Source organism: Kitasatospora sp. NPDC059803, from assembly GCF_042732255.1.
Classification (GTDB): Bacteria; Actinomycetota; Actinomycetes; order Streptomycetales; family Streptomycetaceae; genus Kitasatospora.
This window is the reverse complement of sequence record NZ_JBHWIJ010000015.1, coordinates 42,073-57,122: the sequence shown is the minus strand read 5'-3', so window position 1 is coordinate 57,122 and position 15,050 is coordinate 42,073. Positions and strand designations below refer to the sequence as shown.

General features: G+C 75.3%; 10 protein-coding genes and 1 pseudogene. 6 read left to right on the top strand and 5 right to left on the bottom strand.

Annotation, left to right across the window (positions count from 1 at the left end):
• Positions 1–1,064, bottom strand: a pseudogene (locus ACFV6I_RS04455) (hypothetical protein); the annotation flags it as partial.
• A 355-nt stretch (positions 1,065–1,419) separates the two neighbouring features.
• Here ACFV6I_RS04455 and ACFV6I_RS04450 point away from each other — a divergent pair.
• From ACFV6I_RS04450 to ACFV6I_RS04435, 4 genes are all read left to right on the top strand, one after another.
• Positions 1,420–2,610 carry a rhodanese-like domain-containing protein gene (locus ACFV6I_RS04450; protein ID WP_063348441.1) on the top strand — a complete coding sequence of 397 codons (1,191 nt, stop codon included), beginning with the start codon at positions 1,420–1,422 and terminating at the stop codon, positions 2,608–2,610.
• Between the two features lie 163 nt (positions 2,611–2,773).
• On the top strand, positions 2,774–3,433 hold the full coding sequence (locus ACFV6I_RS04445) for a DUF5819 family protein (protein WP_063348440.1): 660 nt from the start codon (positions 2,774–2,776) through the stop codon (positions 3,431–3,433).
• 218 nt (positions 3,434–3,651) lie between these two features.
• Positions 3,652–4,767: an HTTM domain-containing protein gene (locus ACFV6I_RS04440; protein ID WP_380343334.1), complete on the top strand. Its 1,116-nt coding sequence runs from the start codon at positions 3,652–3,654 to the stop codon at positions 4,765–4,767.
• Between the two features lie 10 nt (positions 4,768–4,777).
• Positions 4,778–7,072 (top strand): FUSC family protein, encoded by a 2,295-nt coding sequence (locus tag ACFV6I_RS04435; RefSeq protein WP_380423529.1) that lies wholly within the window; start codon positions 4,778–4,780, stop codon positions 7,070–7,072.
• Here the strand turns inward: ACFV6I_RS04435 and ACFV6I_RS04430 are convergent.
• Positions 6,963–7,631, bottom strand: coding sequence for a hypothetical protein (locus ACFV6I_RS04430; protein WP_063348437.1), 669 nt, complete (start codon positions 7,629–7,631; stop codon positions 6,963–6,965). The genes ACFV6I_RS04435 and ACFV6I_RS04430 overlap by 110 nt on opposite strands.
• 99 nt (positions 7,632–7,730) lie before the next feature.
• On the opposite strand from ACFV6I_RS04430, the gene ACFV6I_RS04425 reads away from it, so the two are divergent.
• Positions 7,731–8,408, top strand: coding sequence for a TetR/AcrR family transcriptional regulator (locus tag ACFV6I_RS04425; RefSeq protein ID WP_380343297.1), 678 nt, complete (start codon positions 7,731–7,733; stop codon positions 8,406–8,408).
• 14 nt (positions 8,409–8,422) lie between these two features.
• Positions 8,423–9,178: a TrmH family RNA methyltransferase gene (locus tag ACFV6I_RS04420; protein WP_380343331.1), complete on the top strand. Its 756-nt coding sequence runs from the start codon at positions 8,423–8,425 to the stop codon at positions 9,176–9,178.
• A gap of 234 nt (positions 9,179–9,412) precedes the next feature.
• On the opposite strand, the gene ACFV6I_RS04415 is transcribed toward ACFV6I_RS04420, so the two are convergent.
• From ACFV6I_RS04415 to ACFV6I_RS04405, 3 genes are all read right to left on the bottom strand, one after another.
• Positions 9,413–10,756, bottom strand: coding sequence for a peptidoglycan-binding protein (locus ACFV6I_RS04415; RefSeq protein WP_380343294.1), 1,344 nt, complete (start codon positions 10,754–10,756; stop codon positions 9,413–9,415).
• Positions 10,757–11,056: 300 nt separating this feature from the next.
• Positions 11,057–12,070: a hypothetical protein gene (locus ACFV6I_RS04410; RefSeq protein WP_079135727.1), complete on the bottom strand. Its 1,014-nt coding sequence runs from the start codon at positions 12,068–12,070 to the stop codon at positions 11,057–11,059.
• Between the two features lie 299 nt (positions 12,071–12,369).
• On the bottom strand, positions 12,370–14,517 hold the full coding sequence (locus ACFV6I_RS04405; RefSeq protein ID WP_380343291.1) for a protease pro-enzyme activation domain-containing protein: 2,148 nt from the start codon (positions 14,515–14,517) through the stop codon (positions 12,370–12,372).
• Positions 14,518–15,050 lie beyond the last annotated feature (533 nt).

The following is a 15,050-nucleotide window of genomic DNA, read 5'->3' as shown; positions in this document are numbered from 1 at the left end:
GGGGGGGGGGTGGGGGGGGGGCCCCCCCCGGGGGGGGGGGCGGGGGGGGGGGGGGGGGGGGGGGGGGGGGGGGGGGGGGGGGGGGGGGGGGGGGGGGGGGGGACGCCCGCCGGGGCGCCGACGGCGCCGGACGGCTGGGCGGCTGCGGACCGCTCGGCGGTCTCGCGCTGGGCCGGCAGCGGGCCGGGCGTCCGCCCCCGGACCGTCCGGGCCGGGGGCGCGGACTGCTCGGGCTGCGGCGGCGGGCCGACCCGGGCGGCGCGCTGCTGGGCGGTCGGGTAGCGGCGGCCGAGTCCGGCGGCGGCGTGCGCGGCGGCGGTCTGCGGGTCGGCGGGCAGGACCGGCAGCACGGTGGCCGGGTCCAGCCGCAGGGCGGGCAGACCGGCCTGGTCCAGCACGTCGAGCAGCAGCGCCCGGCGGGCGGCCGAACCGGCCGGCAGCAGCCCGGCCAGCCGGTCGGCCGACAGCAGACCGGCGCGCAGTCGGCCGGGCGGGGTCAGGGCCGCGCCCAGCCGGTGGAAGCCGCCCCGGGCGGGCGGGGCGGCGGCGAACGGCAGCAGCCGCTCGCCGAGTGCGAGCCGGGGGCCGGCGGTGCGCAGTGGTCGGGCGTCGGCGGCGAGGGCGAGCAGGCCGCCGAACGGGTCGGGCAGCGGCCAGGCCCACCAGAGCACGTCGCGCAGGTGCTCCTCGCGGTCGATGACGGCCAGCTGGCCGGCCCAGGGGCGCCCGTCGGCGGTCAGCGCGGCCAGGGTGTCCAGGGCGTCGCAGCGGCGGCGTACGGCGGACCCGGCGGCCTGGCCGGGGGCGGCGAGCGGCTCCACGGCGGGCAGCAGTCCGCTGGCCGGCCGGTCGTGGGCGACCTCGGCGCGGTGCCCGAACAGTTCCTCGGCGGCCCGGCTCCACTGGGCGATCCGTCCGGCCCGGTCGACCAGGACGAGGGCGAGCCGGACCAGGGCGGCCACGCCGGTCGGGTGGTCACCCGGTACGGCCTCGGCGTCCGCCGGACGCGGTGTGGAGTTGGACTCGGCCACCATGGATTCGGTCTGCTCCCGCCTGGCCGCCACGCCTGGAGGCGGCCGTCTCTCCGGAGGAAGGCACGCTGTGCGGAAACCCGGGGCGTGTCCTGTGGATCGTGCCGGGCTTGAGGGCGTGTCTGAACGAGTCCGCCGGGTGCCCGACGCCGCGTGCTGATCCGACGCGAATCATCAGACACGCCCTAGCGAAGCACGGACCGGCCCGGGCGTGATAGCGAAACGGGGAGATTCCTCAGGATCGGTTGCGTGCCGTGCGGCGCGCGCCGGTTCGCACTCCCCGTTCACCCGGACGGGGCTTTCGCGCGCGAGGGTAGGGTGGCAGGCCGGGCCACCCCGCGAGGCGGCTCCGCAGGACGCAGCCGGCCGGACGAGACAGAGGCGAGAAGTGACCGCGCAGAGCCCCGTCCGCTGGACGGACCCGCAGCAGCAGGAGTTGGAGGAGCGGGTCGCCGCCGCCGAACTCGCCTGGCTCAGCATGGACGTCGACGTGCAGACGCTGCGGGTCGAGATCGACAACTTCGCGCTGATCCACCATCAGCTGCTGGGCCCGCTCTACGCCCGGTTGGACGAGCTGGAGGCGCTGGTCGCCGAGGCGGTCGCGGCCAGGACCGGGCACCCCGAGGACCTCCGCCGGGCCGCCGAGGCCCGCCGGCAGGTCGACGAACTGCCCGACCTCGACGCGCTGTTCGACTCCGTCCGGGAGCAGGAGGCGGCCCCGCCGCCGCCCGCCGCGCCGGCCCGGGTGCGCCCCGGGCGGGACGCCCAGCGGATCTACCGCGAGCTGGTCCGCCGGGCCCACCCCGACCTCAGCACCGACCCGGCCGAGCAGCAGCGCCGGGCCGCGTTCCTGGCCCGGGTGAACGAGGCCTACGCGGTCGGCGACGCCGCCGCGCTGGAGGGCCTGTCCGCCGAGTGGTCCACCGCGCCCGAGGCCGCGCCCGGCGCCGACTCCCCCGACCGGCTGGAGTGGCTGCGCCGCCGGCTGGAGTGGCTGACCGGCAAGATCACCGAGACCGCCACCGAGCAGGTCCGGCTGGAACAGACCCCGATGGGTCAGCTGCTCGCGCTGGCCCCGCAGGACCCGGACCGGCTGCTGGAGCAGCTCGCCGAGGAACTGCTCGCCAAGGCCGCCGCCCAGCAGGCCGAACTGGAGCGGCTGCTCGGCGCCCCGGCCGCGGCGGGCGACGGCCACCGGCAGCCGGTGGGCGACAATGGCACCGACCCGACCCAGCCCCAGGAGAGCCACACGATGTTCGCGCAGATCCCCTCCACCACCGCCGCCGCAGTGCCCGCCGACGCAGCCCTGCTGGACGTGCGCGAGCAGGACGAGTGGGACGCCGGCCACGTGGACGGCGCGCTGCACATCCCGCTCGGCGAGGTCATCGCCCGGATCGGCGAACTGCCGGACGGGAAGCTGTACGTGCTCTGCCGGGTCGGCGGCCGTTCCGCGCAGGTCGTCCAGTACCTGGTGCAGCAGGGCCGGGACGCGGTGAACGTGGACGGCGGCATGTACGCCTGGGAGGGCGCGGGCCGTCCGATGGTGAGCAGCACCGACCAGGACGCCTTCGTCCTGTAGGTCTGTAGGTCTGTAGGTCTGTAGGTCTGTGGCCTCGTAGCCCCGTGGTCCGGTGGTCCGGTGGCCCCGTCCGGCACCGTCGTGTTCGCCCGGTAGGGCAGGATGGGCGCGCGACCGCGCCGGGACGGGACCCGGGCGGCGCGCCGACCGGGCCGGGGAGGCCATGACGGAGACGACGGACCGCCCGGCCGCCGGACGGGTCTGGTCGACGCCCGCGCAGCTCGTGCTCGGCCTGACCGCGGCGGTGCTGGTGGTCGGCACCGGGCTCTTCCTCGCGGCGGTGTTCCTGCACGTCGCGCCGGCCAACTCGCTGTCCCGGCAGTACCGGGACGAGGTCGACGGCCTGGTGTACCCGGAGTTCGAGCAGAACTGGCGGCTGTTCGCGCCGAATCCGCTGCAGCAGAACGTCAGCCTGGACGCCCGGGTGCGCACGGCCGCCGCCGACGGCACTACCCGCACCCGCGACTGGACCGGGCTGACCGCGCAGGACCTCGCCGCGATCCGGCACAACCCCGCCCCCAGCCACGTCGACCAGAACCTGCTGCGCCGGGCCTGGGACTTCTACGACGGCTCGCACAACCCGCAGGACGAGGCGCTGACCAACACCCGCGGCAGGCTCGCCGAGCAGTACCTCAAGCGGATCGCGCTGCAGCGGATCGGCCGGGAGGTGGACGGCGAGCGGATCCTGGAGATCGAGTTCCGGGCCACCGCGGTGACCGTCCCACCGCCGTCCTGGAGCGGCGAGGCCGCGCCACCGGCGCCGAAGGTGCGGGAGTTGCCCTGGTGGCCGGTGGACGACGAGGACTACCGGGAGCTCGGGTGAGCGAGGTGTCGCCGGAGGTGTCGCCCGAACTCTCGCCCGACGTGGCGTCCGAGTTCTCGCCCGAGTTCTCGCCGGAGGTATCGCCGCAGCCCGAGCAGCGGTGGTCGGAGGGCATCCCGCGCCAGGCCGGGCAACCGCCCGCCGCCGGCTCGGCCCCCGGGCCCCGGCCCGACCCGGCGCCGCGCGGGCCCGGCCCGGCCGACCTGGCCGCCCGGGCGATGGCGGCCTTCACCGGGCGGGCGCTGGGCCGCCACCAGGCCGCCGTGGTGCGGATCGGCTTCGGGCTGGTCTGGCTCGCCTACCTGCTGCGCGAGTGGCCCAACCGGCGGGTGCTGTACGGGGACCGGTCGCCCTGGTCGATGGACCTGGCCGAGCGGCTGCTGACCGACAACGGGGCGTTCACCGTGCTGCCGTGGTTCGGCGGGCGGCCCTGGTCCGAGCTGGTCTACCACCTGGCGGTGCTGGCCGCCGTCGCGGTGGTGCTGGGCTGGCGGACCAGGGCGAGTGCGGTGCTGTTCCTGGTCACCGTGCTGTCGCTGCAGAACCGCAACGTCTTCCTCGGCGACGGCGGTGACAACGTCGTCCACCTGATGGCGGTCTACCTGGTCTTCACCCGCTGTGCCGAGGTGTGGTCGCTGGACGCCCGGCGGGCCCGGCCGGGGCGGGCCGGGGTGGTGCTCTGGGTGCTGCTCGGCGCCGTCCTGGCGGCCTGCCAGGTCGGCGGCTTCTCCGGTGAGAGCCTCACCTGGACGGTCCGGACCTTCCCGTACGTCGGCTGGGCGCCGTTGTTCTGGGGGCTCTGGGCGGTGGCCGGGCTCTGGTGGACGCTCGGGCGGTTGCGGCCGGACGGCGAACCGCGCGCGGTGCTCGACGCGCTGGCGAACATGGTGCACAACTGCGCGATGCTGGTGATCGCCGTCGAGGTGGTGCTGATCTACGCGACGGCCGGCTGGTACAAGGTGCAGGGCTCGCGTTGGCAGGACGGCACCGCGCTGTACTACCCGCTGCACCTGGACTACTTCACGCCCTGGCCGTGGCTGTCCGGGCTGGTCGGCTCGGCGCTGCTGCCGGTCTTCCTGATCTCGTACGGCACGGTGGTCGTGCAGGTCGCGTTCCCGTTCACGCTGCTCAACCGGCGGGTCAAGAACGTGCTGCTGGCCGTGCTGCTGGCCGAGCACCTGGGGATCGCGCTGCTGCTCGGGCTGCCGGTGTTCTCGCTCGCGATGATCGCGGCGGACGCGGTGTTCCTGCCGACCGGCGCGCTGCTCTGGGCGGCGGCGCGGCTGCGGCGGATCCGGCGGTCACGAGCGCCGGTCGCCGAGGGCGTGCCCTAGGCTGACCCGTATGTCCTGGTTCGCCGCCCTTCGCGACACCGCGCGGACCGGACTCACCCTCGACCGGGCGCTCACCGACCCCAAGCGGGCCCTGCGCGGGGCCGTCGCGGTGGCGTTGGTGCTCTTCCCCACCCTCGCGCTCGGCGGGGTCGCGCTCGCCACCTCGGCCGCGATGGGCGCCTTCATCGCCGGCACGGCCACCTTCCAGCGCAGCTTCCGGCCCCGGGCCAGCCTCGCCGTCGTGGCCGGGGCCGGGCTCGGGGTCAGCACCTTCCTCGGCTACCTGGCGGCCGGGGTGCCCGGGTTGTTCCCGGTGCTGCTCGCGGTGTGGGCCTTCGGCGCCGGGCTCGCCTGGGCGATCGGGCCGACCGCCGGGGTGGTCGCGACCAACACCGTCTCGGTGATGCTGATCGTCGTCCAGCTCCCGGTCAGCGCGACCGCCGCGCTCGGACACGGGCTGGTCGCCGCCCTCGGCGGGGTCGTCCAAGCCGTCGTCATCACCCTGTGGCCGATCGGGAGCTGGAGTGCCCAGCGGGACGCCCTCGCCGACACCTACGCGGAACTCGCCGACTACGCGCGCAGGTTGAGGCAGGATCCGACCGCGCACGTCGACCCGGCGCCGTTCATGACGGCCCGGCACGCCGCCGCCCTGACCCCCTGGCAGGACCGCCACCGGCCGGCCGAACTGCGCGGCCTGCGCGGCCTCGCCGAGCGCATCCGGCCCACCCTGGCCGCGCTCGCCGACCCCAAGGTGGGCGCCCCGGAGGAGGGGCCCGAACGCGACCGGGCCCGTGAGGTGCTGGCGGCCGCCGCCGAGGTCATGGACGCCCTGGCCCGGGCCGTCCGCACCGGCGACCCCGTCCGGCTGCCCCGCTCGGCGCCCACGCTCACCCTGGTCCCGCCGGACGAGGGGCCGCGGCTGCAGGGGGCGGCCCGGCGGTCGGCCCGCCGGCTGGGCGGGCTGTTGCGCAAGGCCGCGGACACGCTGGAGCGGGGCGACGCGGACACCATCACCACGCCCGTGATCGGCGCGGGCGGGGCGCTGCACAAGCCGTCGATCCTCCGGATGCTGCCGGTCGCGCTGCGGACGGTGCGCCGGCAGCTGCGGCCGCGCTCGGCGATCTTCCAGCACGCCGTCCGGCTCGCCGGGGTGGTCACCGTCGCCTACCTGCTGGCCCGGCTGGTCGGCTTCCACCACGGCTACTGGGCGCCGATGACCGCCGCGATGGTGATGCGGCCGGACTTCGCCCAGACCTACAGCCGGGGTGTCGCCCGGCTGGCCGGGACGGTCGTCGGGGTCGCCGTCTCGACGCTGGTGGTGCAGTTCACCCACCCCGGGGAGTGGGTGCTGGCCGCGCTGGCCGTGCTGTGCATCGGCGGGTCGTACCTCGCGTTCCAGACCGGGTACGCGCTGACGACGGTCGGGATCTCGACGTACGTGGTGTTCCTGCTCGGGCTCCAGGCCGGGAACCCGCTCACGACGGCCTTCGAACGGGTCGGGCTCACCCTGCTCGGCGGGTCGGTGGCGCTGGTGACGTACGCGCTCTTCCCGACCTGGCAGACCGCCCGGCTCGGGGAGCGGCTGGCCGAGTGGCTCGCCGCCGCCGGGCGGTACGCGGCCGCGGTGGTCGCCTGCTACGAGGACCCGGCCGCGCCGCGCGGGCGGGCGGTGCGGGCCGCGCTGCTGGACTCCCGGGAGGCCCGCTCGGAACTGCTCCAGGCCATGCAGCGCGCCGACGCCGAACCGGGCCGGCACGCCTCCGGGCTGCCCGGGGTGTCCCGGCGCCAGGTCGACCGGGCCCGGGCGGCCGTCGGGCACCTGGGGCGGGTCGCCGTCCTGCTGGAGGCGCACCTGCCGGCCGCCGACGCCGACCCGGTGCCGGGGACGGCGGAGTACGCGGAGGAGCTGCGGCTGGCCACCGCGCTCGCGGGGGCGGCGCTGCTCACCGGGCAGCCGGTGGAGTTCGGCGCCGTGCGGGAGGCGCAGGCGCGGCTGGAGGAACGGCTGGCGCAGGCGCCGGCGGGGGTGCAGCGGGACGTGGTGCGGGCGGGGACGCGGCTGCTGGGGCAGGCGATGAAGGACCTGGAGCGGGCCCTGCGGGGGCGGGTGGACGTGCGGGGGCCGCAGAAGGCGCCGTTCGCCCCCCGTTCGCCCCTCCTCGAAGGGCGAACGGGAGGCGAACGGCGCCGGGGCGTCAGGCGGCGCGGGCGGCGGCCTCCAGCCAGTTGGCGAACTCGCAGGCGAAGTGCCACTGGTGGCCGGTGCCGAGGAGGGCGGGGGCGGCCTCGGGGAACTGGACGGTGAGGCGGATCCGCAGGCCGTCCGGGGTGTCGGCGAACTCGTGCATCACCCGCAGCACCTCGGTGCCGTCGGCGAGGGTGCCGGTGCCGCCGATGCGGACCGGGAAGGCCTGGTGGCCGGGCCCGGCGATCGGGACGTCGTCGTGGAAGCGCAGGAAGAAGCGGGCCGGGCCGGTGCCGAGGGTCTCGATGATCTCGACCCGTTCGCCGGTGGAGTCGGCCAGGTAGTGCTCGGGGTTGGCGGCGAGCAGGGCGTCCCGGTCGGGGGCGTGCAGGCGGCCCTGCCACCAGGTGAGGAAGCGGTCGGCGTCGATGCCGGTGGCGGTGAGCTCGGTGACGGCGGTGCTCCACCGGCCGCCGGAGGCGTGGGCCCAGGCGGCCAGGGCGGTGTCGGCGGCGGTGGTGTCGGGGGTGAGCAGTTCGCGCGTCCGGTCGTCGCCGAGGCGCTGCTTGAGCAGCCGCAGGGCGGTGCGGGCGCGGTCGAGCTCCCAGGCGAGGACGGCCTCGCGCGGGTGGCTGGTGCCGTCGATGTCGGTGTGGACGGTGAGCGCGGTGGTGGTCACGGCGTCACTCCTCGGCTCCTCAACGATGCGGAGAGATTTTCTCCGCTTCACTGGACGCTAGCATAGGGGGAGAGAATTTCTCCGGTTAGGGAGTTGCCGATGAGGGCCGACGCGGAACGCAGCCGGCGCAGGATCCTGGACGCCGCCTGCGAGGTGTTCCTGGAACGGGGCCCGGACGCCCCGCTGGACGCCGTGGTCCGGCGGGCCGGGGTCGGCCCGGCCACCCTCTACCGGCGCTTCCCCGACCGGGAGGCCCTGGTCCGCGCCCTGGTCACCGACCTGCTGGCCCGGCTCGCCGAGGCCGCCGCACAGGCCCGCCGCGACGAGACCGACCCGTACCGGGCGCTGCGCCGCTTCGTGCACGCCGCCGCCGACCTGCGGATGGGCGCGGCGATCGTGGTGCTGCTGGAGCGGCTGGTGGTGGACGAGGACCTGGTCGCCGTCCGCCGCGACGCCGTCACCGTCGTCGAGGCACTGCTGCGCGCCGCCCAGGACGCCGGGCGGCTGCGGGCCGACGTGGGGATGGGCGACCTGGTGCTGCTCTGCGTCCGGGTGTCCCGCCCGCTGCCGGGCGCGCTGGCCGCGCTCGACGCGGACGGCTCGCTGGTCCACCGGCACCTCGACCTCGCGCTCGCCGGGCTGGCCGCCGACCCGGGCGAGCCCGACCCGGGCGAGCCCGACCCCGGCGGGATCGTCCCGGTCGGGGTGGCTTCGGATCAGACGGTCCTGGATCAGGTGGCCCTGAATCAGACGGCCTCGGACGAGGTGGCAGAGTGAACGCCATGAACGCCATGGACGACGAGGTGCTGCGGGCGTGGCGGGCGGCGGAGCGGGAGCCGGGGGCCGTCCTGCTGGACGGGTTCCACCCGCTGAAGCACGCGCTGCGCTTCGGCGGGGACGTCCGGCGGGTGCTGACCGCCGACCGGGCGGCGCTGCTGGCCCTGGCCGGGGAACTGGCGCCGGACGTCGCCCCGGCACTGGACGCGCTGGCGGTGGAGCTGCCCGAGGACCGGCTGCGGACGCTGGCACCCCGGCTGCACCCGACCGGGGTGGTCGCCCTGGCCGCGCGGCCGTCCGTCGGGGCGAACCTGGCGGCCCTGGCCCGGCGCCCGCGCCCGGCCCCGGTGGTGCTGCTGGAGAACCCGCGCAACCTGGGCAACGTCGGGGCGGTGATCCGGCTGGCGGCCGGCTTCGGCGCCACCGGCGTGGTGACCACCGGCGATCTGGACCCCTGGCACCCGACCGTGTTGCGCGGCAGCGCGGGCCTGCACTTCGCCACCGCGGTGGAGCGGCTGGCCCTGCCGGAGCTGCCCGCCGGGCCGCTGTACGTGCTGGACCCGGAGGGCGCGGACATCCGGACGCTGCCGTTCCCGGACGACGCGCTGCTCGCCTTCGGCACCGAGCGGCACGGCGTCTCGGCGGAGCTCAAGGCGCGGGCGGACCACCTGGTCTCGGTGCCGATGCAGCCGGGGGTGTCCAGCTTCAACCTGGCCACCAGCGTGGCGATGGGCCTCTTCCACTGGATGTCGTCGAAGCCGCAGGGGTGAGGCGTGGCGCCCGCCGGGCGGGCACCACGCCGTTCACGGGCTAGGCCCTGTCCGGCCGATCTTGCCGGGCCCGCGACTCCCCCAGCCTTCGGCCGGGAGGTACCCCCATTACGCATCCCGCCTGGACGCACGCCCGAATCGCCCAAGTACGTCCAGTACGAGGACGATTTGGGCGCACGCCCAGCCGGGCGCCCAACGCCGCGGGCTGATCCGCCAAGATCGGCCGGACAGGGCCTAGGCGAAGAGCCGGCGCCAGGTGTCCGGGCCGGGGTAGCCGTCGGCCTCGGCGCCGCGCCAGCCCTGGGCCTGCTGGAAGGCCTGGACGGCCCGCCGGTCGCTCTCGCTCCAGCGCGGGCCGGGGCCGACGCCGTACGAGCCGCCGAAGCCCTTGCGGACCAGCTGCTCGCCCAGCAGGCGGACCTGGTCGTTGTTCTGACCCGGGCCGAAGTACTGCCGGCCGGGGAAGGCGGGCGCCCCGGTGCCGGGCTGGACCGGCGGCGGCGGCAGCGGGGTGGTGCCGGCGCCGATGGCGCGGCCCTTGCCGTTGACCAGGTAGTCCCAGGTGTCCTTGCCGGGGATGCCGTCGGCCTCGGCGCCGCGCCAGCCCTGGGCCTCCTGGAAGGCCTGGGTGGCCCGCCGGTCGGCCTCGCCCCAGCGCGGGTCGGGCCCCTCGGAGTAGAACCGGGCGCCACCGCGCTGCACCAGCAGCCGGCCGAGCTCGGTGACGTACGCGTTGTTCGCGCCGGGGCCGAACTTGTCCGCGCCCGGGAAGGCGGTGGCCGGGGCGCCGTCGTTGCTGCCGCCGGACAGGCCGGTGTAGCGGTACGGGACGTAGGCGCCGGAGTTGTTCCAGTAGGCGTACGGGGTGTCGCGCTTCTTGGTGCCGGGGGAGGTCTGCTCGTAGGCGAGGTAGCGGGTGAGGGAGGAGTCCGTCCAGCCGCCGAAGATCGTCACGTGCGACCCGGACTGCGGGCTGGCCGGGTTGTTGTAGATCAGCACGTCGCCGGGCTGGAGGTCGGCCTTGCCGATCCGCTCGGCGAAGTTCGGCAGGGTCCAGGTGGTCTGGCTGCTGCCGAGGCCCCAGGCCATCGAGACGAAGCCGGAGCAGTCCTGGCGGTAGCCGTCCGACCAGTAGCTGCCCATGCCGTACGGCACCTGCTGGTCGACCCAGCCCTGGGCGCGCTGGATGATCTGCGCCCGGGTGGGCGGCTGGGTGGCGGCGCGCGGGGCGGCGAAGGCGCGGGCGCCGGGCGCTTGTCCGTAGAGGCCGCTGACCTCGCCCTGCGGGGTCTGCGGGGGCTGGGCGGTGCTGCTGCCGCCCGGGGTGGGGCCGGGGGTGGGGGCGGCGGTGGCGTGTCCGGCGGCGGCCGTCCCGCCGCCCACCGCGGTGCCGACGGCGGCCATCAGCACGGCGGCCCGGCGGCGGATGCTGCGGGCCGCGGCGTGCCCGCCCTCGTGGACCGGTGCGGCGTGCAGCCGGGCGCGGCGGCGGGCGCTGCAGCCCCCGCATATGCAGTCCTCGTCCGGTTCGACCTCGTCGAACTCCAGCAGCGGGGACAGGTGGTCGGTACGGGTCATGCTCCGCCTCTTTCCTGCGGTCTTCCTGGTCGACGCCTGACGGCGTGACAGGACTGGCCTTCCCGGGCCGGCCCCGCGTGTTATCGGGACCAAAGTCCCAAAGCGGGCGGAAGGTGGCACGGCGGATTGCGCCGGACGGGTGACAACCGTTCGGCGGCCCGGGCGTGGCGGGGGCGAGGAGGAGACGGTAGTGCCGGTGCGGGGCCTGGCGGTCGGTCAGGCGTGGCGGGGGTGCGCGGGCCGGTTCGAGGCCGGCGGGGGCGGCTGGATGTCAGGGATGACTGGACGCCGGGGGGGCGGCTACTGCCACTCCCAGCGGATGCCGATGTGCCCGGGCTGCTGGTCCGGGGCGAGCACGTGGGCACTCGCGGAGGCGCCGATCCAGAGCTGCTCGCGGCGGTGGTCGACGTCCGCGCCCGGCTCGCGGTCGTAGCGCTCGCAGTGCGCCGGGACGGCCGCCGGGTCGAAGTGCACCTGGAGCACGTACTCGCGCACCGGGGTGGCGAAGCGGCGGCTGTACTCCAGCGTCGGGCCGCCCGGCGGGATCTCCACCTCGTACTCGAAGACCGTGCTGTCGCCGAGCGCCAGCGGGCGGTCCAGCATCAGCTCGCCGACGGTCAGGCCGGCCTCCGGGCGGCGCCGGACCCGGCCCAGCCGGCCGTGCCGCACCGAGGTGATCTCCGGGCAGCCGGTCGCCTCCTCGTCGGCCTTGTGCACGACCAGGCAGCGGCCCACGCCGCCGACGGTGGCGCGCACCACCTGGCGCATCCGCAGCAGGTTGCCGCGCCGCTCGGCGTCCACGTAGTACGAGTCGTGGATGCTCAGTCGCTCCAGTTCGCCCTGCGGCGGGGCGTCCAGCTCGGCGAAGATGTCCGCGATCTGCCGTTCGCCCGGCCAGACGTCCTCCAGGCCGAGGTGGCAGGTGTTCGCGACGGCGGCCCAGCGGCCGCGCGGGCGGGGCGGGCCGAGCAGCGAGGTGAGCGCGCTGTGCGGCAGTCCGAGCAGTTCCTCCAGCAGGTGGACGGCCCTCAGCGAGCTGGCCCGTTCGGGCTGGCTGCGCCCGCGCCGCCAGTAACTCAGCGTCGTGACACTGACTCTGACGCCACGTTGGGTGAGGGCGGCTCTGATCCTGTCCAGGCTGAGGCCGCTGGCCTCGATGGCCAGGTGCAGGGTGTCCGCGAAGCCGCCGGGGGCGGTGGCCCGCCCGGCGTGCGCGGGTGCCGGAGGCGGTGCGGGTACGGACGGGCCGGGGCGCTCCGGGCGCAGTCCGACCAGCCGGAGTCGCGCGGAGTCCTGAGGCTGCTGTGCGGCCATGCGGTGACCCTCCCCGCCAGGTGAGTTCGGAGGGGCCTGGCCGGCGCCGAGGCTCGCCGCCGACGGCTTCACCGAGCTTTGGGGAACCCTATGCACGGTCGAGAGGCTACGTCATCAGTCGTGCGTATGACAGGGGTCACGGCAGGTGAACCGAAGGGTTAGTGATCTTGAAACAGTTCGGAAACACACGCCCTCGCCGTTCGCCCGCGCCGCCCGCCGGGACGGGCGGACGCACACCGCCGGGGCGGGCCCGGTCGGCGCCGCCCCGGCGGGGGTCAGGTGGTGCTACCCGCTGGTGGTCAGTTGACGTTCAGCGCGACGTCGTCGATCACGAAGCTGGTCTGGTTGGAGCCGTCCTCGGTGCCGGTGAACTTGATGGTCACGCTCTTGCCGGCGAAGGAGGAGAGGTCCAGGGTGCGCTTCACGTAGCCGGCGGCGGCGTTGACGTTGGAGTACGTCGCCAGCGTGGTGCCGTTGGCCTGGACGGTCAGCTTGTCGTACGCGGTGGTGCCGGTCTCCGCGGTGTCGATGTGCAGCCAGAAGGTGAGGCTGGCGGACTTGCAGCCGGCCGGCACCGAGACGGTCTGCGACAGGGTGTCGGTGTGGGCGCTGCCGTAGCCGTCCAGCCAGGCCTTCCAGCTGCCCGAGTGGGCCGCCTGCGAGGAGCTGTTGTCGACCACGCCGCTGGAGGTGGTCCACGGGGCGGCGGTGCCGGTCTCGAAGCCGCCGTTGCCGATCAGCTGGGCCGCGGTGCAGCCGCCGGGCGGGGTGGTGGAGCCGCCGCCGAGCAGGGCGGTGGTCAGGCCGTCGGCGATCGGGGTGCCCCAGCCGGTGACCTGGTCGTAGCCCGTACCGGCCGGGAAGTCCTGGTTGGAGCCGCTGGTCACGTCGTGGAAGGCACCCGAGTAGTTGCTGCTGTTCGCGACCGCGTACAGCTTCGGGCTCGCCTCGCCCAGCACCGGCTGGCCGGCCGCCTTGGCCTTCTGGTTGAACTGGGCCGCGTAGCCGGCCCACAGCGGCGCCGCCGCGCTGGTGCCGCCGTAGACCTGCCAGGAGCCGGCCGTGTAGATCGCGAAGCCGCTCGCCGGGTCAGCGTTGGAGGAGACGTCCGGGACGGTGCGCATGGTGCCGCTGCCGGTGCCGGTGCCGGTCTGCCAGGTCGGCTTGGCGAACACGGTGGAGACGCCGCCGCCGGCGCTGCTCCAGGCGCTCTCCGAGGAGTACGAGGTGCCGGACACCTGGAGGTTGGTGCCGCCGACGCCGGTCTGGTGCGGGCTGGACGCCGGGAAGTCGACCGCCTTGACCGACGAGCCGCTGGTGGAGCGGGTGCAGTCGCGGGAGCCGTCGTCACCGGAGGCGGAGAAGATCGAGATGCCCTGGGCGGCGGCCTGCTTGAAGGCGTTGTCCACGGCCGTCATCGAGGCGGCGGTGGTGTCCGGCTCGCAGGAGCCCCACGAGATCGAGATGACCGAGACCTGGTTGTCGGCCACGATCTTGTTGGCCATGTCGATCTCGCCCTGGTCGCTGTTGGGCGCCTCGTAGACCAGCTGGGTCGCCTTCGGCGCCGCGCCGCGGACGATCTCGCTGTCCAGCTCGACCTCGCCCTGGCCCTGGCCGGGGGCGGAGTCGTAGTTGGCGCCGTCCACCGAGACCGTGGAGACGGCCGGGCCGGACAGGCCGTACTGCGAGTCGTAGGTGGTCAGGTTGGAGGACGAGTAGCCGTCGAACTCCCAGAGGGCGACCGTCGTGCCGGTGCCGTCGGCGCCGGTCTTGTTCAGGTTGTAGGCGCCGTCGTACTGCGACGGGCCGAAGCCGCTCGGGGTCGAGGAGGCGGTGTGCGGGGTGACCGAGTTCGGCTTGGCCAGGCGGTTCTTGCGGACCGCGTGGTTGTCCAGGCCGCTCACGCCCTGGACCACGTCGGCCAGGTCGGCCGGGACGGAGGCGGCGGCGTCGTTGGCGAAGAAGGCGCGCTGCAGCTGCGGGTCGACGTAGGAGCTCTCGTGGGTGCCGAAGGCCTGCGAGATCTGCGCGTTGGTGCCGTGGGCGCTGACCACCTGGCGGTTGGCGCTCACCTCGGTGACGGTCAGGCCCTGGGCGGCCAGGTAGGTCTTGACCTGGTCGACGGCGGCCTGGGTCGGCCCGAACCGGGCGGTGAACTGCTCCGGCGTCAGGTACTTGCCGAACTCGGGGGTGCCGGGGGTGGCGACCGCGGTGAGGAAGTGGTCCAGGGCGGCGGTGTCACGCAGCTTCAGGCTGACGGCCACCGAGATCTGCTGCTCGGCCGGGACGTCGCCCTTCTTCTCCGAGTGGGCCACCGCCGGGTTGACGGTGTTCGGGAGCGCGACACGGGGAGCGGGGGCGGCCTGCGCGGTGGAGACACCGAGCGAGACGGCGGTCAGCGGCAGTACGGCTATCGCCGCGGCGAGGGCAAGGGAGCGGGGGCGCAACGGATCCTCCTCTGGCCGGCTGTGGGGGCCGGCAAGGGGCCAGAGCGTTCCGGAGTCGAAAACGCTGGCTAGAACATGACAGAACCAGTGCGCAAAGTGGCTCATGGTCAAGCAATTCGTTGCTAAAAAACAGTCAACTGTGGACACCCGGAATGCGGGGATTCCATACAGTGAATGGCCCGGATTCCGGAACCGGTCCCTACCGGTGGGGGGCGGAAGGGACGGACGTGGAATCGGGTGGGGCCGGGCGGGAAGCACGGCTGGCGTGGGCCGAATGACGACGCGCGGAAATCGGGCGCGGGCGGCGCGGGACTATGTGAAAGGCGCGGCCCGGAAGCTGCTCTGACGTCGGGCCGGGCGGGGCCGACGGAGGGGGCCGGGAGGGTCTGACGGTGGGCCTGGAAGCTCTGACGGCAGGCCGGGGCGGGGGGGCCCGTGCGGGCCGCCCCGGCCCCCGCGGCGGCCCGTGCGGCGGGGCTGGCCCGGACGCACGTCCCCTCGCGCTGCGCCTCGCGGCGCCGCGCCGGGGCCGC

Bases quoted from the DNA above. Each gene is read 5' to 3' on its own strand.
- ACFV6I_RS04415 (WP_380343294.1), bottom strand. From the start codon at position 10,756: ATGACCCGTACCGACCACCTGTCCCCGCTGCTGGAGTTCGACGAGGTC.
- ACFV6I_RS04435 (WP_380423529.1), top strand. From the start codon at position 4,778: ATGTCCTGGTTCGCCGCCCTTCGCGACACCGCGCGGACCGGACTCACC.
- ACFV6I_RS04440 (WP_380343334.1), top strand. From the start codon at position 3,652: ATGGCGGCCTTCACCGGGCGGGCGCTGGGCCGCCACCAGGCCGCCGTG.
- ACFV6I_RS04445 (WP_063348440.1), top strand. From the start codon at position 2,774: ATGACGGAGACGACGGACCGCCCGGCCGCCGGACGGGTCTGGTCGACG.
- ACFV6I_RS04425 (WP_380343297.1), top strand. From the start codon at position 7,731: ATGAGGGCCGACGCGGAACGCAGCCGGCGCAGGATCCTGGACGCCGCC.
- ACFV6I_RS04410 (WP_079135727.1), bottom strand. From the start codon at position 12,070: ATGGCCGCACAGCAGCCTCAGGACTCCGCGCGACTCCGGCTGGTCGGA.
- ACFV6I_RS04420 (WP_380343331.1), top strand. From the start codon at position 8,423: ATGGACGACGAGGTGCTGCGGGCGTGGCGGGCGGCGGAGCGGGAGCCG.